24 protein-coding genes are annotated in these 23073 nt (G+C 73.1%); 16 read left to right on the top strand and 8 right to left on the bottom strand.

The window, feature by feature from the left end:
• Positions 1-319 precede the first annotated feature (319 nt).
• Both ACIBR0_RS20310 and ACIBR0_RS20305 read right to left on the bottom strand, forming a co-directional pair.
• Entirely contained in the window at positions 320-1723 is a 1404-nt protein-coding gene (locus ACIBR0_RS20310; RefSeq protein WP_396717723.1) for an ATP-binding protein, read from the bottom strand.
• Positions 1724-1752: 29 nt separating this feature from the next.
• Positions 1753-2442: a response regulator transcription factor gene (locus tag ACIBR0_RS20305; RefSeq protein ID WP_357042072.1), complete on the bottom strand. Its 690-nt coding sequence runs from the start codon at positions 2440-2442 to the stop codon at positions 1753-1755.
• Between the two features lie 73 nt (positions 2443-2515).
• Here ACIBR0_RS20305 and ACIBR0_RS20300 point away from each other — a divergent pair, with 73 nt between their 5' ends.
• Entirely contained in the window at positions 2516-3436 is a 921-nt protein-coding gene (locus ACIBR0_RS20300) for an ADP-ribosylglycohydrolase family protein (protein WP_396717721.1), read from the top strand.
• Positions 3437-3439: 3 nt separating this feature from the next.
• Here ACIBR0_RS20300 and ACIBR0_RS20295 read toward each other — a convergent pair whose 3' ends face one another.
• Positions 3440-4273, bottom strand: a complete 834-nt coding sequence (locus ACIBR0_RS20295; protein ID WP_396717718.1) for a DUF1775 domain-containing protein — start codon at positions 4271-4273, stop codon at positions 3440-3442.
• 237 nt (positions 4274-4510) lie between these two features.
• Between ACIBR0_RS20295 and thrS the strand changes: the two genes are divergently transcribed.
• Positions 4511-6523, top strand: a complete 2013-nt coding sequence (thrS, locus tag ACIBR0_RS20290; protein WP_396717716.1) for a threonine--tRNA ligase — start codon at positions 4511-4513, stop codon at positions 6521-6523.
• Between the two features lie 90 nt (positions 6524-6613).
• Here thrS and ACIBR0_RS20285 read toward each other — a convergent pair whose 3' ends face one another.
• Complete coding sequence (locus ACIBR0_RS20285; RefSeq protein ID WP_396717714.1) at positions 6614-7369, bottom strand: D-Ala-D-Ala carboxypeptidase family metallohydrolase; 756 nt, start codon at positions 7367-7369, stop codon at positions 6614-6616.
• Positions 7370-7530: 161 nt separating this feature from the next.
• Here ACIBR0_RS20285 and ACIBR0_RS20280 point away from each other — a divergent pair, with 161 nt between their 5' ends.
• Positions 7531-8043, top strand: coding sequence for an HIT family protein (locus tag ACIBR0_RS20280; RefSeq protein ID WP_396717753.1), 513 nt, complete (start codon positions 7531-7533; stop codon positions 8041-8043).
• Positions 8044-8083: 40 nt separating this feature from the next.
• On the top strand, positions 8084-9142 hold the full coding sequence (locus tag ACIBR0_RS20275) for an aldo/keto reductase (protein ID WP_396717712.1): 1059 nt from the start codon (positions 8084-8086) through the stop codon (positions 9140-9142).
• A 50-nt stretch (positions 9143-9192) separates the two neighbouring features.
• Here the strand turns inward: ACIBR0_RS20275 and ACIBR0_RS20270 are convergent, their stop codons facing one another.
• The 3 genes from ACIBR0_RS20270 to ACIBR0_RS20260 form a co-directional block, all read right to left on the bottom strand.
• A complete protein-coding gene (locus ACIBR0_RS20270; RefSeq protein ID WP_396717710.1) occupies positions 9193-9588 on the bottom strand; it encodes a VOC family protein in 396 nt (131 codons plus the stop codon).
• Positions 9585-10376 carry an ArsR family transcriptional regulator gene (locus ACIBR0_RS20265; protein WP_396717708.1) on the bottom strand — a complete coding sequence of 264 codons (792 nt, stop codon included), beginning with the start codon at positions 10374-10376 and terminating at the stop codon, positions 9585-9587. The genes ACIBR0_RS20270 and ACIBR0_RS20265 overlap by 4 nt, the downstream gene beginning before the upstream one ends.
• A 101-nt stretch (positions 10377-10477) precedes the next feature.
• On the bottom strand, positions 10478-12634 hold the full coding sequence (locus tag ACIBR0_RS20260; RefSeq protein WP_396717706.1) for an elongation factor G-like protein EF-G2: 2157 nt from the start codon (positions 12632-12634) through the stop codon (positions 10478-10480).
• Between the two features lie 249 nt (positions 12635-12883).
• Between ACIBR0_RS20260 and pgsA the strand changes: the two genes are divergently transcribed.
• From pgsA to pdxT, 6 genes are all read left to right on the top strand, one after another.
• Positions 12884-13519, top strand: coding sequence for a phosphatidylinositol phosphate synthase (gene pgsA / locus ACIBR0_RS20255; RefSeq protein ID WP_396717702.1), 636 nt, complete (start codon positions 12884-12886; stop codon positions 13517-13519).
• A gap of 28 nt (positions 13520-13547) precedes the next feature.
• Positions 13548-14477 carry a phosphatidylinositol mannoside acyltransferase gene (locus tag ACIBR0_RS20250; RefSeq protein WP_396717700.1) on the top strand — a complete coding sequence of 310 codons (930 nt, stop codon included), beginning with the start codon at positions 13548-13550 and terminating at the stop codon, positions 14475-14477.
• Positions 14478-14493: 16 nt separating this feature from the next.
• Entirely contained in the window at positions 14494-15654 is a 1161-nt protein-coding gene (locus tag ACIBR0_RS20245; RefSeq protein WP_396717698.1) for a glycosyltransferase family 4 protein, read from the top strand.
• A 94-nt stretch (positions 15655-15748) separates the two neighbouring features.
• Positions 15749-16252 carry a hypothetical protein gene (locus tag ACIBR0_RS20240; protein WP_396717695.1) on the top strand — a complete coding sequence of 168 codons (504 nt, stop codon included), beginning with the start codon at positions 15749-15751 and terminating at the stop codon, positions 16250-16252.
• 292 nt (positions 16253-16544) lie between these two features.
• Complete coding sequence (gene pdxS, locus ACIBR0_RS20235) at positions 16545-17462, top strand: pyridoxal 5'-phosphate synthase lyase subunit PdxS (RefSeq protein ID WP_396717693.1); 918 nt, start codon at positions 16545-16547, stop codon at positions 17460-17462.
• Between the two features lie 76 nt (positions 17463-17538).
• Entirely contained in the window at positions 17539-18144 is a 606-nt protein-coding gene (pdxT, locus tag ACIBR0_RS20230) for a pyridoxal 5'-phosphate synthase glutaminase subunit PdxT (protein ID WP_396717690.1), read from the top strand.
• 4 nt (positions 18145-18148) lie between these two features.
• Here pdxT and ACIBR0_RS20225 read toward each other — a convergent pair whose 3' ends face one another.
• Positions 18149-19000: a helix-turn-helix transcriptional regulator gene (locus ACIBR0_RS20225; protein WP_396717687.1), complete on the bottom strand. Its 852-nt coding sequence runs from the start codon at positions 18998-19000 to the stop codon at positions 18149-18151.
• A 104-nt stretch (positions 19001-19104) separates the two neighbouring features.
• On the opposite strand from ACIBR0_RS20225, the gene ACIBR0_RS20220 reads away from it, so the two are divergent.
• From ACIBR0_RS20220 to ACIBR0_RS20195, 6 genes are all read left to right on the top strand, one after another.
• The gene (locus ACIBR0_RS20220) at positions 19105-19764 is read left to right on the top strand and encodes an NADPH-dependent FMN reductase (protein ID WP_396717685.1); all 660 of its coding nucleotides are present in this window, start codon (positions 19105-19107) and stop codon (positions 19762-19764) included.
• 253 nt (positions 19765-20017) lie between these two features.
• Complete coding sequence (locus ACIBR0_RS20215) at positions 20018-20767, top strand: YebC/PmpR family DNA-binding transcriptional regulator (RefSeq protein ID WP_396717682.1); 750 nt, start codon at positions 20018-20020, stop codon at positions 20765-20767.
• A gap of 63 nt (positions 20768-20830) precedes the next feature.
• A complete protein-coding gene (locus tag ACIBR0_RS20210; protein ID WP_396717680.1) occupies positions 20831-21043 on the top strand; it encodes a type II toxin-antitoxin system VapB family antitoxin in 213 nt (70 codons plus the stop codon).
• Positions 21040-21435, top strand: a complete 396-nt coding sequence (locus tag ACIBR0_RS20205) for a PIN domain-containing protein (RefSeq protein ID WP_396717678.1) — start codon at positions 21040-21042, stop codon at positions 21433-21435. Before ACIBR0_RS20210 ends, ACIBR0_RS20205 begins: the two co-directional genes overlap by 4 nt.
• Complete coding sequence (locus tag ACIBR0_RS20200) at positions 21435-22049, top strand: DUF402 domain-containing protein (RefSeq protein WP_396717676.1); 615 nt, start codon at positions 21435-21437, stop codon at positions 22047-22049. Before ACIBR0_RS20205 ends, ACIBR0_RS20200 begins: the two co-directional genes overlap by 1 nt.
• Before the next feature lie 159 nt (positions 22050-22208).
• Positions 22209-22907: a class I SAM-dependent methyltransferase gene (locus tag ACIBR0_RS20195; RefSeq protein ID WP_396717674.1), complete on the top strand. Its 699-nt coding sequence runs from the start codon at positions 22209-22211 to the stop codon at positions 22905-22907.
• The last annotated feature ends 166 nt before the right edge of the window (positions 22908-23073 follow it).

The following is a 23073-nucleotide window of genomic DNA, read 5'->3' as shown; positions in this document are numbered from 1 at the left end:
CCGCCCGATCTCCGCCCGCCGCCCCGCCGTGGTGTTGAACGGGGTTGGGGCGGGGTGCGGGGGCCCCCGGGGCGCCAACCCCCGGGTCCAACACGGCGGGGGGGGGGGGGGGGGGGGGGGGGGGGGGGGGGGGGGGGGGGGGGCCCCCGCCCCCCCCCCCCCCCCCACGGCTCCACCGGCCGGGTGGGTACGTGGGCGGTGGCCGGTGGAACTGATGGGTTCTGGTTCGATCCTGACAGCCGCCGGCCGGTCCGCCACCGGGGTTAACCGTCATCTAAGGAAGACTTGACCGGCCCCACAGCCTGTCGCCGGCGGAGCGTCAGGCGTCGGTGGAGCGGGGACGCGGCCAGCGCCGGCCGCCGCTCTTCGGGTCGCGCGCGTCCCGGGCCATCCGGCCGACCAGCCCGAACCGGCTGACCTGCCGGGGCGTGGCCTCCGGGTCGGCGAGCAGCATCACCACGCTGGCGCCGCCGAGCCGGGCCCGGTCGATGCTGACCGAGCCGTTGGCCTGCAACGAGACCCGCTTGGCGATATCCAGGCCCAGCCCGGTCGACCCCTGGCCGCTGGCACCCCGGCGCAGCGCCCGGTCCGGGTTGGCGATGCCGGGACCCGCGTCGTCGATCCGGATCGCCACGTAGCCGTCCCGCCGCGACACCGCCACCTCGAAGGCGGTGCCCTGCGGCGTGTACCGGAAGACGTTGCCGATCACCGCGTCCAGCGCGGCGGCCAGCTCGGCCCGCGGGACCGGGGCCGGAGTGCGCAGCTGCGCCCCGAGCACCCGGTGCGGCCGGTTCTGGTCCCCCGCCAGGGCCGACCAGAACACCATCCGGTCCCGCACGACCTCGCTGACGTCGCACATCGCCGGGGCCGTCTCCTGGCTGACGGCCTTGCGGGTGGTCTTGATGATCTGGTCGACCTCGCCCTCCAGGGTGGCGATCGCCTGCCGGATCCGGCGGATTCCGCGCAGCCGGTCCAGCTCCGCGGGGCTGAACGTGCCGATGCTCGTGTCGTCGGACTCCAGCGCCTCGGCGTCCAGACGCAGCGCGGTCAGCGGCGTGCGCAGTCGGTGCGACAGGTCGGCGACCAGTTCCCGCTCGTCGGCGCGGGCGGCCACCAGCCGCTCCGCCATCCGGTTGAAGGCGTACCCGGCCTCGGCCAGCTCACGCGGGCCGGTCGGCTCGACGCGTACGCCCGGGTCGCCGTCGCCCACCGCGAGCGCCGCCCGGACCAGGCCGCGGGCCGAGTCGACCGCGCGGACGGCGACCCGGTCGACCACCAGCACCGTGGCGCCCACCAGGGCGGCGGCCACCCCGAGCAGCAGCACCCACCGGGTGGTGGACACGCCACCGAGCGCGGACTCCGGCACGAACACCTCGACCACGGCCGTGGTGTCCCCGAGCACCACCGGGTCGAGGCGGACCACTCCGCCGTCGACGTCCACCACCAGGGACCGGCCGTCGGTGCGGGCCTGCTCCAGGTCCGCGTCGGTGGCCCGGCCGGACGACTCGTCGCCGCCCAGCCCGCGCACGAGCGGGCGGGTCGCCGGGTCGTCACCGGTGGCCTCCGCGGCGCGCCGCACCACGTCGGCGTCGGTGCTGACCGCCAGGGCGCCGGTGACCAGGGCGCTGCGCCGGGCCGCGTCGGCGAGCGCCTCCTCGCGGGCCCGGTCGCCGAGGTTGACCGTGAGCGGGACCAGGAACGCCAGCGCGACCAGGGTGCACATGCCGGCCGTGAGCAGGGCAAGCGTTCGCCTCAGTCCGGCGCCACCAGCCGGAAGCCCACCCCCCGCACGGTGCGCAGGTAGCGCGGCTTCGCCGCGGACTCGCCCATTTTGCGGCGCAGCCAGTACAGGTGAACGTCGATGGTCTGGTCCTCGCCGACCGACGGCTGCCGCCATACCTCCTCCAAAAGCTCCCGGCGGGACACTACCCGCCCGGGTCGCGCGGCGAGATACGCCAGCAGGTCGAATTCCTTGCGGGTCAGTGCGAGGGCCTCGCCGTCGAGGAGGGCGCTGCGTTCGCCCACGTCGACCCGGAGCCCGCCGACGGTGTGCACCGCCGGTTGCACCGTACGGCTGGCGCGCCCGGCGCGCCGCAGCACCGTGGTGATCCGGGCGTCGAGGTGCGCGCCGGTGAACGGCTTGACCATGTAGTCGTCGGCGCCGGCCCGCAGCAGTCGTACGACGGACTGCTCGTCGTCCCGGGCGGTGGCGATGATGATCGGCACGTCGGTGATGCCGCGCAGCATCCGCAGCGCGTCCGAACCGTCCAGGTCGGGCAGACCGAGGTCGAGGACCACCAGGTCCGGCGTCTCGGCGGCGACCCGCCGCAGCGCGTCCAGCGCGGTGCCGACGGCGTGCACGGCGTGGCCCCGGTCGGCGAGGGAACGCAGCATCGCGCCGCGTACGACGTGGTCGTCTTCGACCAGGAGCACGGTGGCCACCCCAAGAACGTACTCGGCGTGGCAAGTTGATCGCGTTGCGGCACACCCCGCAACCGGGCAAGCTGGTACGACGATGTCGTTCACGCTCTTCTCCGACAGCCGCCTGGCGCTCGCCCGGGACGCCCTCGCCGGCCTGTCGGTCGGCGACGCCCTCGGCTCCCAGTTCTTCGTTCCCGGCGTGCGTCCGGCCGATCTCGCCGCCGGCCGCCTGCCCCCGCCACCGTGGCAGTGGACCGACGACACCGAGATGGCCTGCTCGGTGGTGGCGGCACTCGCGGAGGCCGGCCGCATCGACCGGGACGCCCTCGCGCTCGCCTTCGCGTCTCGGTGCGAGCCGTACCGGGGCTACGGGCCGGGCGCGGTGCGGATCCTGCGGCTGATCCGCACCGGCACCCCGTGGCCGGTGGCCGCCGCGTCCGCCTTCGACGGGCAGGGCTCCTGCGGCAACGGGGCGGCGATGCGCGTCGGGCCGCTGGGCGCGTACTTCGCCGACTCGACCAGCCGCGCCGCCGCCCAGGCCCGGGCGTCGGCCGAGGTGACCCACGCGCATCCGGAGGGCGTCGCCGGGGCGGTCGCCGTGGCGGTGGCGGCAGCGCTGGCCGCCCGGGCACGCCTGGACGGCGACCGGCCGGAGCCGGCCCGCCTGCTCGCCGGTGTGGCGGCCGCGCTGGACCCGGCGACCGAGGTGCACCGGAGCGTACGGCGCGCCGCCGACGTGCTCGGCCGCCCCACGGCCGACGTCGTGGACGCGCTGGGCAACGGCGCCCGGGTCACCGCCCAGGACACCGTCGGCTTCACCTGCTGGGTGGCCGCCACCCACCTGCACGACTACCCGGCCGCCGTGCGCGCCTGCGTCGAGGCGGGCGGGGACGTGGACACCACCGCGGCGATCGCCGGCGCGGTCGTCGCCGCGTACACGGGAGTCGGCACGCCGGGCGGCGTGCCGACCGACTGGCTCACCGCCCGCGAGCCCCTGCCGGACTGGGTGGGCTGACCCTCACCCGGCCCGCGCCGGCTCCTCGCGCCGCTCGGCGGTCGCGTTGCCGGCCTCGTCGTCGGGCCGGGGCTCGTCGGGGGCCGGACCGTCGAGGACGGCTCGCAGGTCGGTTCGCTCGCCCGGTGAGTCCCGGCGGCGCCGGCTCAGCAGCCAGCCGCCCGCGAGCCCACCGCCCAGACCGGCCAGCAGCCCGGCGACGAGCAGGCCCTGCGAGCTGCCGCCCTCGTCGTCCGTCCCGGTCGCCCCGTCGGCCACCTGGCCCCGTGGCGCCGCCGGTGCGGCACCGTGCCCGCCGTGGCCGGCCGCCGCCCCGGGGAGAGCGGGAAGCAGGGTGAGCACCGGCGCCGCGGCGTCCGTCCGCCGGACCACCGTGCCGTCGGCGTACGTCTGGATCACCTCGAACGCCAGCCGGTCCGCCTGCGGCAACGGGCCCATGGAGAGCGTCAGACGGGCCGGGCCGGCCGCCGCCCCGGGCATCCGGGTCCAGGTCACCGCACTGGTCACCGTGCTGACCGTGGTGGAGTGGATGCCGGCGACCGGTGTGTCGAGGAGGCGGGAGTCGATCCGCGGCGCCCAGCCCTCGACCGACATGGGGTAGACCTCGGCGATCGGGGCGTCGGCCGGCAGCCGTACCTCGATCCGCGCGGTCCTCGTGCCGGCGCGGTCCTCCGGCACCACGAACTCCACCTTCACCGCCTCGCCCTGCCGGGCCTGGCCCGGGGTGATCGTCACATCCGCCGCCTGCGCCTCACCGGGCCAGGCCAGCACCGCCAGCGCGACCAGGGCGGTCACCACCCCGGCCCGGCGGACGCGGCTCTCGCGCGTTGTCGCCATCGTCGGTTCCCATCCGTGTCTCCAGCGGCCGGTACCGGCTCCGGCCTCACCCGGTAGTTCGGACGGGAGGCCGAAAAGGTTCAACGCCGCCGGTGTTAAGAGGGGACCCCTCCTCTACCGGAGGCGTTAAGAGGGGGCCCTTCCTTTCCCCTGCGGCGTCGGTGCTCGGGCGACCGATAGCATCGGCAGGAACCGCCCGTCGGCATCACACCGTCCGTACCTGCTGGAGGAGTCACCGTGTCCGCACCCCGTACCCCCGCTGTGGTCGACCCCGTCGTCGTCGCCGCCGGGACCACGGCGGCCGACGCGGTGGCCGCGGCCGGGCTGCCCGCGTCCGGCCCGAAGGCGGTCGTCGTCGTCCGCGACCCGCGGGGCCAGCTGCGCGACCTGGACTGGGCGCCGGCCGAGGACACCGCCGTCGAGCCGGTCACGCTGGACAGCCCGGACGGGCTGAACGTGCTGCGCCACTCCACGGCGCACGTGCTCGCCCAGGCCGTGCAGGACGTGTTCCCGGAGGCCAGGCTCGGCATCGGCCCGCCCATCGAGAACGGCTTCTACTACGACTTCGCCGTCGACAAGCCGTTCCAGCCGGACGACCTGGCCAAGCTCGAGAAGCGGATGCAGGAGATCGTCAAGTCCGGCCAGCGGTTCCGCCGCCGCCGCTTCGGCAGCCTCGACGAGGCGAAGGCCGAGCTGGCGGCCGAGCCGTTCAAGCTGGAACTCATCGACGTCAAGGGCGAGGGCCTCGACACCGACGAGGTCATGGAGGTGGGCGGCGGCGAGCTGACCATCTACGACAACCTCGCCGCGAACGAGGACAAGGTCTGCTGGTCGGACCTGTGCCGTGGCCCGCACCTGCCGACCACCCGGCTGATCGGCGCGTTCAAGCTGATGCGCTCGGCCGCCGCGTACTGGCGGGGCTCGGAAAAGAACCCGCAGCTCCAGCGGGTGTACGGCACCGCGTGGCCGACCCGGGACGAGCTGAAGGCGTACCTGAAGCTGCTGGAGGAAGCCGCCCGGCGCGACCACCGCAAGCTCGGTGCGGACCTGGACCTGTTCAGCTTCCCCGACGAGATCGGCTCCGGGCTGCCGGTGTTCCACCCCAAGGGCGGTGTGATCAAGCGCGAGATGGAGGACTACGTCCGCGCCCGCCACATCGCCGAGGGCTTCCAGTACGTCGGGACCCCGCACATCTCCAAGGAGGGTCTCTTCCACACCTCCGGTCACCTGCCGTACTACGCCGACGGGATGTTCCCGCCCATGGAGTTCGAGGGCGCGGACTACTACCTCAAGGCGATGAACTGCCCGATGCACAACCTGATCTACCGGTCGCGCGGGCGGTCCTACCGTGAGCTTCCGCTGCGGCTGTTCGAGTTCGGGTCGGTGTACCGGTACGAGAAGTCCGGCGTCGTGCACGGTCTGACCCGGGTGCGCGGCCTGACCCAGGACGACTCGCACTCGTACTGCACCCGGGAGCAGGCGCCGGCCGAGATCAAGCACCTGCTGGCCTTCGTGCTGGGCCTGCTGAAGGACTTCGGGATCACCGACTTCTACCTGGAGCTGTCCACCCGCGACGAGTCGAAGCCGGAGAAGTTCGTCGGCACGGAGGAGGACTGGGCGACGGCGACCGCGGTGCTGGAGCAGTGCGCGCTGGAGACCGGCCTGGACCTGGTGCCGGATCCGGGCGGCGCGGCCTTCTACGGCCCGAAGATCTCGGTGCAGGCCAAGGACGCCATCGGCCGGACCTGGCAGTTGTCGACCATCCAGTACGACTTCAACCAGCCGAAGGGCTTCGGGCTGGAGTACCAGGCGGCCGACGGCAGCCGGCAGCAGCCGGTCATGATCCACTGCGCCAAGTTCGGGTCGATCGAGCGGTTCATCGGCGTCCTCACCGAGCACTACGCGGGCGCGTTCCCGGCCTGGCTGGCCCCGGTGCAGGTGGTCGGCATCCCGATCCGCGAGGACCACACCGACTACCTGCACGGCTTCGTCGCGGCGCTGCGCGCCGAGGGGATCCGCGCCCAGGTGGACGCCGGTGACGACCGGATGCAGAAGAAGATCCGCACCGCCCAGCAGCAGAAGATCCCCTTCATGGTGATCGCCGGCGACGACGACGTGGCAGCCGGCACGGTGTCCTTCCGCTACCGGGACGGCTCCCAGCGCAACGGGGTGCCGGTCGCCGAGGCCGTCACCCACGTCCTCGACGTCGTCTCCACCCGCACCAACGTCGGCCCGTCCGCCGAGGTGTAAGGAAGGGCCCCCTGTTATCGCTTTCCGCATAGCAGGGGGCCCCTTTTAACACCTCGTCGCCGTGGGCGGCGGCTGTGGACGTGGGGTCCGTCAGATGCCGCAGCTCGGCGCGGACCAGGACTGGCCCGCGGAGTTGCCCAGGTGGGTGTGGTCGTTGTGGCCCGGGTAGCCGGGACCGAGGATGTTGCTGAAGCCGTGGTTACGGGCCTGCTGCGCGAGCCGGCAGAGTGAGGGCGACCCGACCAGGTCCACCCCGTCGCCGTACAGGTGCCTGCTGCCGGCGGCCCCGCCGACCGCGTTGTTGCAGGAGTAGCTGCGGAACCCGCTGCTGATGTAGAGCGGCACGTTGCCGAGGGCCTTGCGCATCGCCTGCAACTTCCACATCGAGACGCGCGCGTTGAACTTCGCGGTGCTCGCCGAGACCGCACCGCCGGACCAGTCGCTGTTGCACCGGTTCCACTCGGCGTAGCTGAAGCTGACCGGGGTGCAGTCGTCGTCCTGGAGGGCGTAGATCTGGTTGAAGGTCTGCGGGCCCGCGATGCCGTCGGCGGGGAGACCGTACGCCTGCTGAAAGCGGATCACCGCGGACCTGGTCGCCGGGCCGTACGCCCCGTCGATGGTGATCCGGGCACCGTAGCCGGGGTAGCCGGAGACCCGGATCTGGAGCTGCCGGACGTCCTCGCCGCTCATGCCGGAGGAGAGCATGCGGCCCCAGGTGTAGCAGCCGTCGGCGTGGGCGGCGCCGCCGGTCGCCGTCACGCCCACGACGGTGGCGACGGCGGCCAGGGCGCAGGCGGCGAGTGCCCGGCCGAGACGGTGGAGTACGGAGGTGCGTCGTTGTTTCACGGTCAGCTCCCATCGACGATCATCACAATCGATTGCATGAAAGTTTCATCGATTAACTTGCATTCGTCAATCGTCGACGGTCCGGGGTGGTGGGGTGACGTCGGGCGGGACGTAGGATCGGTGGCGTGACAGGGGAGGAACGGCACGCGGGCAGTGGCGACATGGCGGACGGCCTGGACCGGCTCTGGACGCCGCACCGGATGACCTACATCTCCGGTGAGGACCGGCCGGAGGGCGGCTACGAGAAGCCGAGCGGCTGCCCCTTCTGCCTGGCCCCCGGCCGGCCGGCGGACGAGAGCCTGGTCGTGGCCCGCGGCGAGCACGTCTTCGTGGTGCTCAACCTCTACCCGTACAACCCGGGTCACCTGCTGGTCTGCCCGTACCGGCACGTCGCCGACTACACCGACCTGGACCCGGCCGAGACGGTCGAGCTGGGCGTGCTCACCCAGACCGCGATGCGGGTCGTCCGCAAGGTCAGCAACGCCCACGGCTTCAACCTGGGGATGAACCAGGGCGGCGTGGCCGGTGCCGGCATCGCCGCGCACCTGCACCAGCACGTCGTGCCCCGCTGGGGCGGGGACGCCAACTTCATGCCCGTCATCGGCCGCACGAAGGTCCTGCCCCAACTGCTCACCGACACCCGCGACCTGCTCGCCCGCGCCTGGCCCAGCTGACTCCCTGCCGCGGTCGCTCCCGAGGTGGCAGGATGCGTCGATGGCACTCACCACGCGGACACTGGGCCGCAGCGGCATCGAGGTCAGCGCCCTCGGCATGGGGTGCTGGGCGATCGGCGGGCCCTGGTCGGAGGGGACGCAGCCGCTGGGCTGGGGGGCGGTCGACGACGACGAGTCGGTTCGCGCGGTACGCCGCGCGCTGGACCTCGGGATCACCCTCTTCGACACCGCCGACACGTACGGAGCCGGGCACTCCGAGCGGATCCTCGGCCGCGCGCTCGCCGGCCGTCGCGACGAGGCGGTGATCGCCACCAAGTGGGGGCACACCTTCGACGAGGCCACCCGTCGGGCCACCGGGCAGGACGCCTCGCCCGCGTACCTGCGCCGGGCCGTCACCGACTCGCTGCGCCGGCTGGGCACCGACCGGATCGACCTCTACCAGCTGCACCTGGCCGACCTGTCCGCGCCGCGCGCCGAGGCGTTGATCGGCACCTGCGAGGACCTCGTCGCCGACGGGCTGGTTCGCGCGTACGGGTGGAGCACCGACCGGCCCGACCGGGCGGCCCTCTTCGGGCACGGCGCCCGGCACGCCACCGCCGTGCAGCACGCCCTGTCGGTGCTGCGCGACGCACCGGACCTGCTCGCCGTCTGCGACAAGTACGACCTGGCCAGCGTCAACCAGGGGCCGCTCGGCATGGGCCTGCTGACCGGCAAGTACGCCGCCGGGTCCACGCTGCCCCGCGACGACGTACGCGGGATGGCGCCGGGCTGGCTGGAGTGGTTCCGGGGCGGCCGGCCGGCGCCGGAGTGGCTGCGCCGGGTCGGTGCGGTACGCGCGGCGCTCACCGCCGACGGACGTACCCTCGCCCAGGGCGCGCTGGGTTGGATCTGGGCGCGCAGCGGGCGGACGATTCCGATCCCCGGCTGCCGCACCGTCGCCCAGGTCGAGGAGAACGCCGCCGCCCTGGACCGCGGCCCGCTCTCCCCGGACCAGTTCGCCGAGGTCGAACGCCAGCTTGCCGCCGTGCGCGCGGCGGCGTTGCGGGAGGCCGACCGCCCCCACTGGCCCAGTCCCATGCTCCCCGCCACCCGCCCCTGACCGGCTGGTCGCGCCGGGCGGCCAGCCGGGCCGGACCGGGGTGTGCAGGGTCAGGCGGTGGCCCGCCGGTCGGCGGGTTGGAACAGTTCGACGAGGTTGCCGGCGGGGTCGGCGAGCAGGATCTGGCGTCCGCCGGGACCGGCGACCGGTGTGCTGCGGAACGACAGGCCCGCGCGGCGCAGCCGGTCGATCTCGGCGTCCAGGTCGTCGACGATCAGGTGGATGCGGTTCCGTCCCGCGGCGGTGGCGTCTTCGGGGGTGGCGCGGGCGCCGGAACTGGCCGGCCCGGACAGCAGCAGCCGTAGGGGGCCGCGCACCACGTCGGCGAAGGCGGGCGCGGCGGAGGTGCGCAGGGTGAAGCCGAGGTGGCCGGTGTAGAAGTCGACGGCGGTCTGCACGTCGTCCACGAGGTAGCGGACGCTGGCGTACGGCTCGGGTGCGGTCACGGTGGATCTCCTTCACGTTGCGCGGCGGCGAGGACGGGCAGCAGATGTCGGACGCGGGTGTCGATGTCGGCCGCGGTGTGCCGGAAGGCGGCGTAGCCGGCCGGGAGGGTGCCACCCGCCGTGCTCGGATCGGGGATGCTCCAGTGCACCCGCCGAGGCTGGCCCGGAAAGTCGACGCGGGCCTCGCGGGCCTTGTCGCACAGGGTGATCACGTAGTCGAATCGGTGACCCGCGACCGAGTCCAGAGGCCGGGGACGCTGACAGGTGATGTCGATGTCGAACTCGTCGCGCAACACCCGTACGGCGTCGGCGTGGAGGTGGGGCCGGGGTCGGCTGCCGGCGCTGACGACCTCGACCCGGCCTCCGGTGCGGTGACGCAGGAGGGCCTCGGCGATCGGTGAGCGGGCGCTGTTGCCCGTGCACACGAACAGCACGCCGACGCGGGGCGGGCGCCGCGGGTCGACCGGGAGTGTGCGCGGCGTCGCCGGCTCCCGGTGCAGTGCCGGGTGCAGTGCGGCACCGGCGCCGGCGAGCGCGTCCCCGCACCGGTCGAGATCCAGGTGGTAATAGCTGTCGCGGCCGTCGAAGCTGCTGCGCGTGGCGGTGACCAACCCGCCGTCGCGGAGCAGCCGTAGGTGGTAGGAGACCAGGTTCTGCGGCTCGCCCGTCAGGGTGACCAGTTCCCGTACCCGGTAGTCGCTGGTGGCAAGGTCGGTCAGCAGCCGCCATCGCAGCGGGTGGGCGGCCAGGCGCACGAATGCCGGGACCGCTTCAGTCGTCAGCACCACGACCGTAGGTTACATCAAATCTGGGCGATGCATCAGATGCATGTGATGGACCGGTGACGGCGTGCCCGCCGCGGCGGACGGCCGGCACCGGCCACCTTCCGTCAGGGGGTGTTCTCCTTGCGGATCTGCTCGGCCAGGTGGGCGGGCATGGGGTCGTAGCGGACGAAGTGGCGGCGGAAGGTGCCGGTGCCGGAGGTCATCGCGCGCAGCTCGACCGCGTACCGCAGCAGCTCGGTGGCGGGGACCTCGGCGCGGACCAGCGTGCGTCCCTCGGCGGCGGTGTCCGGCTCGCTGCCGAGCACCCGCGCGCGCCGCCCGGACAGGTCACCCATGACCGCGCCCACCGAGGAGTCGGGGACCCGGACGGTCACCTCGTCCACCGGCTCCAGCAGCGTCGGCTGGCCCTTCTCGGCGGCGTCGCGCAGCGCGAGGGCCCCGGCGGTCTGGAACGCCGCGTCGGACGAGTCGACGCTGTGCGCCTTGCCGTCGACCAGGGTCACCCGCAGGTCGACCGCCGGGTGGCCGGCGACCAGGCCCCGCCCCATCTGGGCCCGTACGCCCTTCTCCACCGACGGGATGTAGTTGTGCGGCACCGCGCCGCCGACGACCCGGTCGACGAACTCGAAGCCGGCGCCGCGCGGCAGCGGCTCGACCTCGATGTCGCAGACGGCGTACTGGCCGTGGCCTCCGGACTGCTTGACGTGGCGGCCGTGGCCCCGGGCGGGGACGGTGAACGTCTCGCGCAGCGGGACCCGGACCGGCTCGGTGTCCAGCTCGACGCCGCCGGCACGCAGCCGCTCCAGGACCACGTCGGCGTGTGCCTCGCCCATGCACCAGAGCACCAGCTGGTGGGTCTCCGGGTTGCGTTCCAGCCGCATGGTCGGGTCGCCGGCGACGAGCCGTGCCAGGTTGCGGGCCAGCGCGTCCTCGTCGGAGCGGGTACGGGCCACGATCGCCACCGGCAGCAGCGGCTCCGGCATCTCCCAGGGGGCGATGAGCAGCGGCTCGTCCCTGGCGGAGATGGTGTCGCCGGTCTCCGCGCTGCCCGACTTGGTGATCGCGCAGATGTCACCGGCCACGCACGCACCCACCTCCCGCAGGCTCGCGCCCAGCGGCGTGTAGATGTGCCCGACCCGCTCGTCGGCGTCGTGGTCGGGGTGCCCGCGCTCGGCCAGGCCGTGCCCGGAGACGTGCACGGTCTGCTCGGGGCGCAGCGTCCCGGAGAACACCCGGACCAGGGACACCCGGCCGACGTGCCGGTCGACGGTGGTCTTGACGACCTCGGCGACCAGGGGCCCGTCCGGATCGCAGCTCAGCGGCGGCCGGGGCGAGCCGTCCACCCCGGCGACGGCCGGCACGTCGTGCTCCAGCGGTGACGGGAAGCCTGCGGTCAGCACCTCCAGCAGCGCGTCCAGGCCGACGCCGGTCTCCGCGCAGGCCGGCACGACCGGGTAGAAGTGGCCGCGGGCGACCGCCTTCTCCAGGTCCTCGACGAGGACGTCGGTGCCGATGTCCTCGCCGTCGAGGTACCGGTCCATCAGCGTCTCGTCCTCGCTCTCGGCGATGATCCCCTCGATCAGCTCGTTGCGGGACTCGGCGATGGCGGGCAGGTGCTCGGGGTCCGGCTCCCGGACGTCGGCGGGCAGGCCGGCGGTGTAGTCGAAGACGCGACGGGTGATCAGACCGAGCAGGCCGACCGTGGAGATGCCGTCGTCGCCGAGCATCGGCAGGTACAGCGGCATCACGTTGTCGCCGAAGACCCGCTGGCACAGCGCCACTGCCTCGTCGAAGTCGGCGCGCGGGTGGTCCAGCCGGGAGACGGCGACCGCCCGGGGCATGTCGACGGCCGCGCACTCCTCCCACAGGGCGGCGGTGGCGGCGTCCATGCCGTCGACGGCGGAGACGACGAAGAGCGCGGCGTCCGCGGCTCGCAGGCCGGCGCGCAGCTCACCGACGAAGTCGGCGTAGCCGGGGGTGTCCAGCAGGTTGACCTTGATGCCGTCGTGCACCAGCGGGGCGCACGCGAGGCTGACCGAGCGCTGTTGGCGTACGGCGGCGGGGTCGTGGTCGCAGACGGTGGTGCCGTCGGTGACCGACCCCGCGCGACCGATCGTGCCGGTCGCCGCGAGCAGCGCCTCCACGAGTGTCGTCTTGCCGGAGCCGGAATGGCCGACGAGCACCACGTTGCGGACCCTGCCGGGATCGGTCACCACCGGCGCGCCGCCGGTGGCCCCTTTCTCCTGACTCTTCTGCGCCATGGGGCGCACCTCCCTCAGCCGGTGGTTGGTGGCGACCGCCGCGCGCGGAGAGTGCGGCTCGGGCGGGTGCGCGGCGATATCCTCCGGTGGTCTGCTGCCAAGCGGGAACGGGACGGTCGGACGGGTGAGCTGGCTCACCTCTCCACGCTCGATCTCACACCCGTTGCCCGGACGGCACAAGCTTTCCCCGGGCGGGTCGCCTGACCGGCCGTATCGCGGTGGGGCCGGGACCGTTATCGTGGGACCGCCATGGCGAAGATCTTCCAAGTGACGGCCCGCGCGGGGATGACCCGTGTCGTCGAGCCGGTTGCGCGCGGCCTGCTCCGAGCGGGCGTCACTCCCAACGCGGTCACCGTCGCGGGCACCCTCGGGGTGCTCGTCGGCGCCCTCGGCTTCGGCGCCCGTGGGCACCTGGTCGCCGGTGCGCTCATCGTGACGGTCTTCGCCCTCACCGACCTGCTCGACGGGACGATGGCCCGGATGAGCGGCGGTTCCACCCGCTTCGGGGCCTTCCTCGACTCGAGCATGGACCGGGTGGCCGACAGCGCGGTGTTCGGCGCGGTGGCGTTCTACCTGGCGGGGGAGGGCGACCGGACGGGCACCGCCGCCGCGCTGGTCTGCCTGGCCGCGGGAGGGCTCGTCTCGTACGTCAAGGCCCGCGCCGAGGGCCTCGGCATGACCTCCAACGTCGGCATCGCCGAGCGCACCGAGCGGCTGCTCATCGTCGGCGTCGGCGGCGTGCTCACCGGTGTCGGCGTCCGCCCGGCCCTGGAGATCGCGCTCTGGCTGCTCGCCGCCGTGTCGATCTTCACGGTGGGCCAGCGGATGGCCCACGTGTACCGGCAGGCCCAGCAGGTCCCCGCCGCCCCCGGCGGGCAGGGGTGAGCGGCACAGGGCCGGGGGTCCGGCGCCGGTGAACCTCACCGAACTCGGCTACGTCGCCGGCTGGCGCGCGATCCGCGCGCTGCCCCGGCCCGTCGTGGCCGCGGCGTTCCGGGCGGGCGCCGACCGCGCGCACCGTCGCGGCGGCGCGGGTACGGCCCGACTCCGCGCCAACCTGCGCCGGGTGGTCGGCCCGGACCTCCCCGAGACGGACCTGGACGAGCTGGTCCGGGCCGGTCTTCGGTCGTACGCCCGGTACTGGATGGAGATGTTCCGGCTGCCGTCGCTGAGCCGGCGGGAGATCCTGGCCGGGTTCCGCCTCGACGGCCACGAGCTGCTCGCCGCCGACGTGGCCGCCGGCCGGGGTGCGGTGGTCGCGCTGCCGCACGGCGGCAACTGGGACGCGGCCGGCGCCTGGGTGGCGGCGACCGGCTGGCCGATCACCACGGTGGCCGAGCGGCTGAAGGGGGGCCTCTACGAGCGGTTCCTCGCCTTCCGGCAGGGGCTCGGCATGGAGATCCTGCCCACCCACGGCGGCCCCCGGCCCACGTTCGACGTGCTGGTCGACCGGATCAACGCCGGCGCGGTGGTGCCGCTGCTCGCCGACCGGGACTTCTCCGCCCGGGGGGTGGAGGTCGACTTCTTCGGTGCCCGGACGAAGATGCCGCCCGGCCCGGCGCTGCTCGCGCTGCGCACCGGGGCGCCTCTCTACGTCGCCTCGATGTGGTACGAACCGGACGCGGCCTGCGCCTCCCTCGAGGGGCCGATTCCTCTTCCCGGCCCGGAGGAGGGTCCCCTCGACCAGCGGGCCCGGGCGCTGACCCAGCGGATCGCCGACGGACTTGCGGCGGGCATCGCCCGCCATCCGGAAGACTGGCACATGTTGCAGCGGATGTGGCCGGACCAGCGGGCCACGGCGGACGGCGCGGCGCAGCCACCGCCGGCCACCGGACGGGTCTGAGGGAGAGGGCGCCAACGTGCGGATCGGCATCGTGTGCCCCTACTCCTTCGACGTACCCGGTGGCGTGCAGAACCACGTCATGGACCTGGCCGAGGCACTGATCGGGCTGGGTCACGAGGTGAGCGTGCTCGCCCCGGCCGACGAGGACTCCCCGCTCCCGCCGTACGTGGTGTCGGCCGGGCGGGCCGTCCCGCTGCCGTACAACGGTTCGGTGGCCCGGATCGCGTTCGGGCCGATGTCCACGGCGCGCGTCCGCCGCTGGATCACCCGGGGCGACTTCGACGTGCTCCACGTGCACGAGCCGCTGACGCTGAGCCTGTCGATGCTGGCCGTGCTGTCCGCCCGCGGCCCGGTGGTCGCGACCTTCCACACGGCGATGACCCGTTCCCGGGTGCTCGCCGCCGCCCAGGGCGCGCTCCAGATCGTGCTGGAACGGATCACCGCGCGCATCGCGGTCAGCGCGCTGGCGCGCAAGGTGCAGGTCGAGCACATGGACGGTGGGGCGGTGGAGATCCCCAACGGGGTGGCCGTGGCCAAGTTCGTCGACGCGGAGCCGCTGCCGGGCTGGCCGGGGGAGTGCGCGCCGGGGCGGGGCGGGACGATCGGCTTCCTCGGTCGCTTCACCGAGGCGCGCAAGGGCTTCCCGGTGCTCCGGGACGCCTTCGTCGCGCTGGCGCGGGAGCGTCCCGGCCTGCGGCTGCTGGTGGCCGGTCCCGGCGACTCCGACGACCTGTTCGACCGGTTCCCGGCCCCGCTGCGCGACCAGGTGACCTTCCTGGGCCTGGTCTCCGAGGAGGACAAGGCCCGGATGCTGCGCAGCGTGCACCTCTACGTGGCGCCGAACACCGGTGGTGAGTCGTTCGGCATGATCCTCACCGAGGCCCTCGCGGCGGGCACGACCGTCGTCGCCAGCGACCTCGACGCGTTCCGCCGGGTCCTCGACGGCGGTCGGGCGGGTCTGCTCTTCCGCAACGGTGACCCGGGCGCGCTGCGGTCCGCCCTCGTCGCCCTGCTCGACGACCCGGCCCGCCGGGCGGAACTGACCGCCTGCGGGGACCAGGTCGTGGCGAATTTCGACTGGCCGGTGGTTGCCCGCCGTGTTCTGGAGGTATACGCAGCGGCGATCGAGGCCACCGACGGGCGGGTCATCGACCAGGAATGGGCTGGGCTGGGCTGACACCCGTGCCGCTGGGACGCCGGTGGTGCCAGTGGTGCGGCGGTGACGACCGTCGGGGACCGGCCGGGGCCGGAGGAGACGGAGCAGCACTACGATGCCGGGCATGTGGTGGGTGGTGGGCGCGGCGCTGGTCGTCGCGCTGGTGTCGGCGTACCTCGTCTGGACCGCCGGCCGTGTCGACCGGCTGCAGTCCCGGGCGGAGTCAGCGGCACGGGCGCTCGACGCCCACCTGCTGCGCCGCGCGGCCGCCGCCGCGGTCCTGGCCGAGCGACGGTACGGCGTCGAGCTGTACTCGGCCGCGCGGATCGCGCTCGACGCCGGGCCGGACGAGCGGGAGGCCGCCGAGAACGACCTCACGCGGCAGTTGCGGTCGGTGCCGCTCGACCCGACCGATCCGGACTGCGAGGCCGTCATCGCCGCCAGCCGCCGGCTCGCCCTGGCCCGGCAGGTGCACACCGACCTGGTCCGGGACGCCCGAACGGCGCGGAGCCGTCCACTGGTGCGGTTGTTGCGGATGGGGCGACGCCACGCGTGGCCGCGCTACTTCGACATCGACGACCCCACCCTCGTCGCCCCGGCCGACGTCCCCGCCGGCTGACCCCGCCGGCCCGGTCCGGGACCTGTTCGGCGGCCGCCCGGTCCGGCCGCCCGGCCGCCCGGCCGCCCGGATCGTTGATCGACTCGAGGTCATTGATGTCGGGGTGTCCAAGCCCGCCGTACACCCCGACATCATTGAAGCCGAGTGGATCCAGGTGCGGGGAACGCGCTGGGCTGGGTGACGGCTGCCACAGGGCAGGCCACCGTGGGTCTGATTGGCTGTCGGACCGGCGTTGCGACCCCCGTAGCATTTCCACAGCCACCCCCCGAGCCCGTTCGAGGAGCGATAACCCGTGCCCGAAACCACCTCCCAGAACGCCACCGCCACCCCCGTCACCGGCACCGCCCGGGTCAAGCGCGGCATGGCCGAGATGCTCAAGGGCGGCGTGATCATGGACGTGGTCAACGCCGAGCAGGCCAAGATCGCCGAGGACGCCGGCGCCGTCGCCGTGATGGCGCTCGAGCGGGTGCCCGCCGACATCCGCGCCCAGGGCGGGGTGTCCCGCATGAGCGACCCGGACATGATCGACGGCATCATCAGCGCGGTCTCCATCCCGGTCATGGCCAAGGCCCGGATCGGCCACTTCGTGGAGGCGCAGATCCTCCAGTCGCTCGGCGTCGACTACGTCGACGAGTCCGAGGTGCTGACCCCGGCCGACTACGCCAACCACATCGACAAGTGGGCGTTCACCGTCCCCTTCGTCTGCGGCGCGACCAACCTCGGCGAGGCGCTGCGCCGGATCACCGAGGGCGCGGCGATGATCCGCTCCAAGGGTGAGGCCGGCACCGGTGACGTCTCGAACGCCACCACCCACATGCGGAAGATCCGCCAGGAGATCCGCCGCCTCCAGTCCCTGCCGACCGACGAGCTGTTCGTGGCCGCCAAGGAGCTGCAGGCGCCGTACGAGCTGGTCAAGGAGATCGCCGAGACCGGCAAGCTGCCCGTGGTGCTCTTCACCGCCGGTGGCATCGCCACCCCGGCCGACGCCGCGATGATGATGCAGCTCGGTGCGGAGGGCGTGTTCGTCGGCTCGGGCATCTTCAAGTCCGGCAACCCGGCCCAGCGTGCCGCCGCGATCGTCAAGGCCACCACCTTCCACGACGACCCGGACGTGCTGGCCAAGGTCTCCCGGGGCCTCGGCGAGGCGATGGTCGGCATCAACGTCGACGAGATCCCGCAGCCCCACCGCCTGGCCGAGCGCGGCTGGTGACGTGAAAGGAAGGGCCCCTTCTTAACGCCTCGTGCAGAGGAAGGGGCCCTTCTTAACGCCTAGGAGAGGAGCGAACGTGACGGCACCCGTGATCGGTGTGCTCGCCCTCCAGGGCGACGTACGCGAACACGTCGCGGCCCTGGCCGCGGCCGGCGCGGACGCCCGCCCGGTCCGCCGCCCCAGGGAACTGGACGCGGTCGACGGGCTGGTCATCCCCGGTGGGGAGTCCACCACGATCAGCAAGCTGGCCGACATCTTCGAGATGCGCGAGCCGATCGACAAGCGGATCGCCGGCGGGATGCCGGTCTACGGCTCCTGCGCCGGCATGATCATGCTCGCCACGGAGGTCCTCGACGGCCGACCGGACCAGCGCGGCTTCGCCGGCATCGACATGACGGTCCGACGCAACGCCTTCGGCCGGCAGGTCGACTCGTTCGAGGCGCCGGTGGAGATCGCCGGGGTCGAGGGTGAGCCGTTCCACGCGGTGTTCATCCGCGCGCCCTGGGTCGAGCGGGTCGGCGACGGCGTCGAGGTGCTCGGCACGGTGACCGAGGGGCCGGCCGACGGCCGGATCGTGGCGGTACGCCAGAACAACCTGATGGCCACCTCGTTCCACCCTGAGCTGACCGGGGACCGGCGGCTGCACGCGTACTTCGTGGAGCTGATCCGCGCGGCGAGGTGACCGCTCAGCCGGCCACCGGGCGCAGGTGGCCGGGGAGACGACCGAGCAGCCGGTCCAGCGCGGCGGCGGTCGCGGCGTCCGCGGCGAGCTGGACGACCAGCCGCTGGTGGTCGCTGTCGGCGAACTCGAGGGTCTCGTAGGTCAGCCGGAGCGGCCCCACCTCCGGGTGCCGCCATCCCCGTACGCCGCTGGCGGGAGCCGCCACGGGGCGTCGCTCCCACCGCGTGGCGAACGGCGCGCCGACGGTGCGGGTCAGCCGCTCGGCGAAGGCGTCGACGGCGGCGTCGCCCCGGCGCAGCCGGTGCAGCTCGGCCACCAGGTGGTCGGCGAGCTCCGGCCAGTCGACGAAAAATTCCCGGGCGCGTTCGTCGCCCAGCACGAACCACACCAGGTTGGGGCGGACGCCGTCGAGCAGGCCCAGCGGGCGGGCCAGCCGGTCGAAGGGGTCGTTCCAGGCCAGAAGGTCGCCGAGCCGGTTGAGCACGTACGCCGGGCTGTCCCGCAGCGCGTCGAGCACGGCCCGGACCGTCGGGCGGACCGTACGGGAGACGGTCGGCGGCTCCGACGGGCACAACTGCCGGCTGTGGTTGACCGAGGCGAGCTGGCGCAGGTGGTCGCGGTCGGCGTCGTCGAGGCGGAGGGCGTCGGCGAGCGCGGCCAGGATCTCCGGCGACGGACGGGTGTCCCGCCCCTGCTCCAACCGCGTCAGGTACTCCACGCTGACCTGGGCCAACGTGGCCAGCTCGGCCCGGCGCAGGCCCGGCGTGCGCCGCCGTGGGCCGGTCGGCAGACCGGCGCGGGCCGGGCTGAGGGCTTCGCGGCGGCTGCGGAGGAACGCACCCAACTCCCCGTCCATCACCGCCCCAGTCTGCCGTGGCGAGCCGGTGTGTGGGTGGCCCCCGTGGGGCCAGTCTCGCGGCGGCCTCCCGCCGGTCCGGACGCGTCGGCACGATCGGCGGCATGGACAACGCACAGACTGCAGGGCCGGTCCGGATCGGCCTGATCGTGGGAAGCACCCGTCCCGGTCGGCGGGGCGGCGAGGTGGCCCGGTGGGCCGCGCAGGTGGCGCAGGAGCACGACGCCGTACGCCGGGGGGCGGCGACCGTCGCGGTGGTCGACCTCGCCGAGCAGGCCCTGCCGCTGCTCGACGAGCCGGTGCCGGCGATGTTCGGCGACTACCGCAACGCGCACACCCTCCGGTGGAGCGACACTGTCGCCGGGTTCGACGCGTTCGTGTTCGTCACTCCCGAGTACAACCACTCCGTGCCGGCGGCCCTGAAGAACGGCATCGACTACCTGTACGCCGAGTGGAACGGCAAGGCGGCCGGCGTGCTGACGTACGGGGTGCAGGGCGGCTCGCGGGCCGGCGAACACCTGCGGCAGATCCTGGCGGAGGTGCGGGCGGTCGTCGTACCGACGGGGGTGGCGCTGACCGTCTTCACCGACTTCGACTTCTCCGGTGCGGACCCGGGCGACCCGACCGCGCCGGGCCGGATCGCACCGGCGGCCGAGCGGGAGGCGGGGCTCGACCGGATGCTGACCGAGATCGTCGACCGGTCCCGGGAGCGGACCTCCGGCGGGCCGCTCGTCGGGGCCTCGGGACCGGATGCCGCGCGGTGAGCGACGCGACCGCGTACGACTCATGACCGGCCTTCCGTCCCGTCTGTCCCCTTTCGGGGCGGGCGGGGCGGGTTGCCGGCGTGCGGTGCGTGACAGTCGCCCGCTGGTCGCCGGTAGGATTGCCGAGATTCGGCAGGGCCATCTGCCCGCCACGGCTTCCACCAGAGCTGACCGGCACCACCGTGTGCGCCGGCGGGAGCGGGGCGTGCGCGGTGCGGTCGATGCAGACGGCGGGTAGCAACGGAGGTAACAGATGTCCGGCCACTCAAAGTGGGCGACGACCAAGCACAAGAAGGCGGTCATCGACGCCAAGCGCGGCAAGATGTTCGCCAAGCTGATCAAGAACGTCGAGGTCGCCGCGCGGACCGGCGGCGGTGACCCGGCCGGCAACCCGACGCTCTACGACGCCATCCAGAAGGCCAAGAAGAACTCGGTCCCGAACGACAACATCGACCGCGCGGTCAAGCGGGGCTCCGGCCTGGAGGCCGGCGGCGCCGACTGGCAGACGATCATGTACGAGGGCTACGGCCCCAACGGCGTGGCGATGCTGATCGAGTGTCTGACCGACAACCGCAACCGCGCCGCCACCGAGGTGCGGACGGCGCTGACCCGCAACGGCGGCTCGCTCGCCGACGCCGGCTCGGTGTCGTACATGTTCTCCCGCAAGGGCGTGGTGATCGTCCCCAAGACCGGGACCAGCGAGGACGACGTCATGATGGCCGTCCTGGACGCGGGCGCCGAAGAGGTCAACGACCTCGGTGAGGCGTTCGAGGTGGTCTCCGAGCCGACCGACCTGATCGCGGTGCGCACCGCGCTGCAGGACGCCGGCATCGAGTACGAGTCGGCCGAGTCGTCGCTGATCCCGAGCGTCAACGTCCCGTTGGACGAGGAGGGCGCCCGGAAGATCTTCAAGCTGATCGACGTCCTGGAGGACTGCGACGACGTGCAGAACGTCTACGCGAACTTCGACGTCAGCGACGAGATCATGGCCGCCGTCGGCTGACCGCCAACTGGAATGGATATACACTTCCCGTCGAGATATCCCGATGATTGGGAGGTGTGATCAATGGCGAAGACGCTGTTGGACCTTGACGAGGATCTTTTGGCGGAGGCAACCGCAGCCCTCGGCACCTCCACCAAGAAGGACACCGTGGCGGCTGCTCTCCGACAGGTGGTGGAAAGCAGCCGGGAACGTCGTCGTCGGGCGCTGACCGACCTGCAGGAGATCGCCGACGAAGGCGGTTTCCATTTCGACCGACTCGACGAGTTGGATCAGTGAAGTACCTCGTCGACACGAGCGCGCTGGTGCGGATCGTGCGCCGCCAGGTCGAACCACAGTGGTTCGACCTGGCGGAGCGTGGGCTCATCGCCCTCTGCGAGCCGGTGCTCGTGGAGACCCTGAGCATTGCCGACGCGAAGGCGTACGAGCGGGTGGAACGGAACCTCAGGGATCTCTATCCGTGGGTACCGGTTCCCGACGACGCCTGGCAGGTGGTGCGCGCCGTCCGTCAGGAGTTGGCGGGACAGAGCGCGCACCAAGGGTTGTCGGTCGCGGATCACCTGGTCGTCGCGACCGCCATCCGCCTGAAACTCGTGGTGTTGCATCAGGACGCCGACTTCGAAACCGCAGCCAGGATCATCCCCCAGCTCAGCCAGGAGCGCATCAGCTGATGACGCCCGGACGGTTCGCGATGGGTGATGTGGTCGTCCGGCGCGAGGTCCTGCTCGGCGAAGTCTGGTTCGGCTGTCCGACGATCTGCGTCGAGGACTCGCCCAACCTTCTCGCCCTCTATCTGCCGCCGGGAGCCGAGTTCGGCTTCCCCGAGTGCGGCACGTTCCCGGCCGGGCGGCACCCGTGGCAGCTTGCCGGACACCGGGCCTGGAGTGGGCACGGCAAGCTGATGCTGCACCGCCCAGGTGAGGCGCACTCGGTCGACGTCTTCTGGTCGGGGCCGGACCGTGTCTTCGCCGGTTGGTACTTCAACCTCCAGGACACGTTCCGGCGTACCTCCATCGGGGTGGACACCCTCGACCACGAACTGGACCTCTGGTGGGCGGCCGATGCTGACCGCTACGTCTGGAAGGACGTGGAGATGTTCGCCCAGCGCCTCGACGAGGGTCGCTACCCCGGGATGGGCAAGGCGATCCGGACCGAGGGTGAGCGGATCGCCGCCTTGCTCGATGCCGGGCAGTACTGGTGGGACGAGTCCTGGGCGTCCTGGAAGCCTGATCCGGCCTGGCCGGTCCCGCGCCTGCCCGCGGGCTGGGGCACCGTCCCCTGCTGACGCCTCCCGGATCACCGATCCGAAAGGCGCATCGACTCTTGGCGGGAAATGCCGAGCAGTGACGGCGCGGATCGTGCCAGGATGCCTCGGGTGTCCGGTCGCGCATTGAGCTTCGGAGTGGTGGCGGAAGCCTACGAACGATTCCGGCCCGGGTATCCCGTGGAACTGTTCGACCTGGTGATGGGCTACGCGGGTCAGCCGGTTCGATGCGCCCTCGAGATTGGTGCGGGCACCGGCAAGGCGACCCGTCTCTTCGCGGAACGGGGAGTCGCGGTCACCGCCACCGATCCTGACCAGGCCATGCTCACCGAGCTACGCAGGCACGTGCCGGCGAACGTCGACACCGTTCGAGCCGCGTTCGAGGATCTGCGGCCGGGCGAGACCTACGAGCTGGTCTACGCGGCGGCGGCGCTGCACTGGACGAACCCCGAGGGCCGCTGGTCGCGGATGGCCGCCCTGCTGCAGCCGGGTGGCGTGTTCGCCTCGTTCGGTGGACCGCTCCGGCTCGCCGACCCGGCGGTGCAGGAGGCCGTCCGCGTGGCCCGGGCCCCGTACCTCAGAAGCGACGAGGTCCCGTCACCCGACGGGACGCCTCCGGACCATGAACTGCAGTGGCCGGGCACGGAGCTCCAACGGTCGCGGTTTTTCGCCGATGTCCGGCAGTCCGTGATCGAGCGGCGTCTGACGATGAGCGCCTCCGACTTCGTCGGCCATCTCTCGACCATCTCGGCGTACCTGGAGCTGTCGCCCCCGGAGCGGGAGCAGGTGTTCAGTCGTATCGAGCGGGTCCTGCCGGAGACGGTCGAGCTTGCCGCCGACATCACCGTCCATCTCGCGCGTCGGCGCGCCGTGCACTGATCCACCGCCGCCGGCCGGTAGCCCCGCACGGACGTGGCGCGGGCCCCCCCCCCCCCGGGGGGGGGGGGCGGGGGGGGGGCGGGCGGGGGGCGCGGGGGGGGGCGGGGGCCCCCGGTGGCGCCCGGGCCACAAGCGCCCCGCCCCGCCGCCCGCCCCCCAGCCCCCG

The organism is Micromonospora sp. NPDC049497, from assembly GCF_044465805.1.
GTDB lineage: Bacteria > Actinomycetota > Actinomycetes > Mycobacteriales > Micromonosporaceae > Micromonospora.
This window is presented reverse-complemented; position numbering and strand designations above follow the sequence as displayed.

Bases quoted from the DNA above. Each gene is read 5' to 3' on its own strand.
- ACIBR0_RS20220 (WP_396717685.1), top strand. From the start codon at position 19,105: ATGGACAACGCACAGACTGCAGGGCCGGTCCGGATCGGCCTGATCGTG.
- ACIBR0_RS20275 (WP_396717712.1), top strand. From the start codon at position 8,084: ATGGCACTCACCACGCGGACACTGGGCCGCAGCGGCATCGAGGTCAGC.
- ACIBR0_RS20260 (WP_396717706.1), bottom strand. From the start codon at position 12,634: ATGGCGCAGAAGAGTCAGGAGAAAGGGGCCACCGGCGGCGCGCCGGTG.
- pgsA (WP_396717702.1), top strand. From the start codon at position 12,884: ATGGCGAAGATCTTCCAAGTGACGGCCCGCGCGGGGATGACCCGTGTC.
- ACIBR0_RS20295 (WP_396717718.1), bottom strand. From the start codon at position 4,273: ATGGCGACAACGCGCGAGAGCCGCGTCCGCCGGGCCGGGGTGGTGACC.
- ACIBR0_RS20210 (WP_396717680.1), top strand. From the start codon at position 20,831: ATGGCGAAGACGCTGTTGGACCTTGACGAGGATCTTTTGGCGGAGGCA.
- ACIBR0_RS20215 (WP_396717682.1), top strand. From the start codon at position 20,018: ATGTCCGGCCACTCAAAGTGGGCGACGACCAAGCACAAGAAGGCGGTC.
- ACIBR0_RS20200 (WP_396717676.1), top strand. From the start codon at position 21,435: ATGACGCCCGGACGGTTCGCGATGGGTGATGTGGTCGTCCGGCGCGAG.
- ACIBR0_RS20280 (WP_396717753.1), top strand. From the start codon at position 7,531: ATGGCGGACGGCCTGGACCGGCTCTGGACGCCGCACCGGATGACCTAC.
- ACIBR0_RS20300 (WP_396717721.1), top strand. From the start codon at position 2,516: ATGTCGTTCACGCTCTTCTCCGACAGCCGCCTGGCGCTCGCCCGGGAC.
- ACIBR0_RS20240 (WP_396717695.1), top strand. From the start codon at position 15,749: ATGCCGGGCATGTGGTGGGTGGTGGGCGCGGCGCTGGTCGTCGCGCTG.
- ACIBR0_RS20225 (WP_396717687.1), bottom strand. From the start codon at position 19,000: ATGGACGGGGAGTTGGGTGCGTTCCTCCGCAGCCGCCGCGAAGCCCTC.
- ACIBR0_RS20310 (WP_396717723.1), bottom strand. From the start codon at position 1,723: ATGTGCACCCTGGTCGCGCTGGCGTTCCTGGTCCCGCTCACGGTCAAC.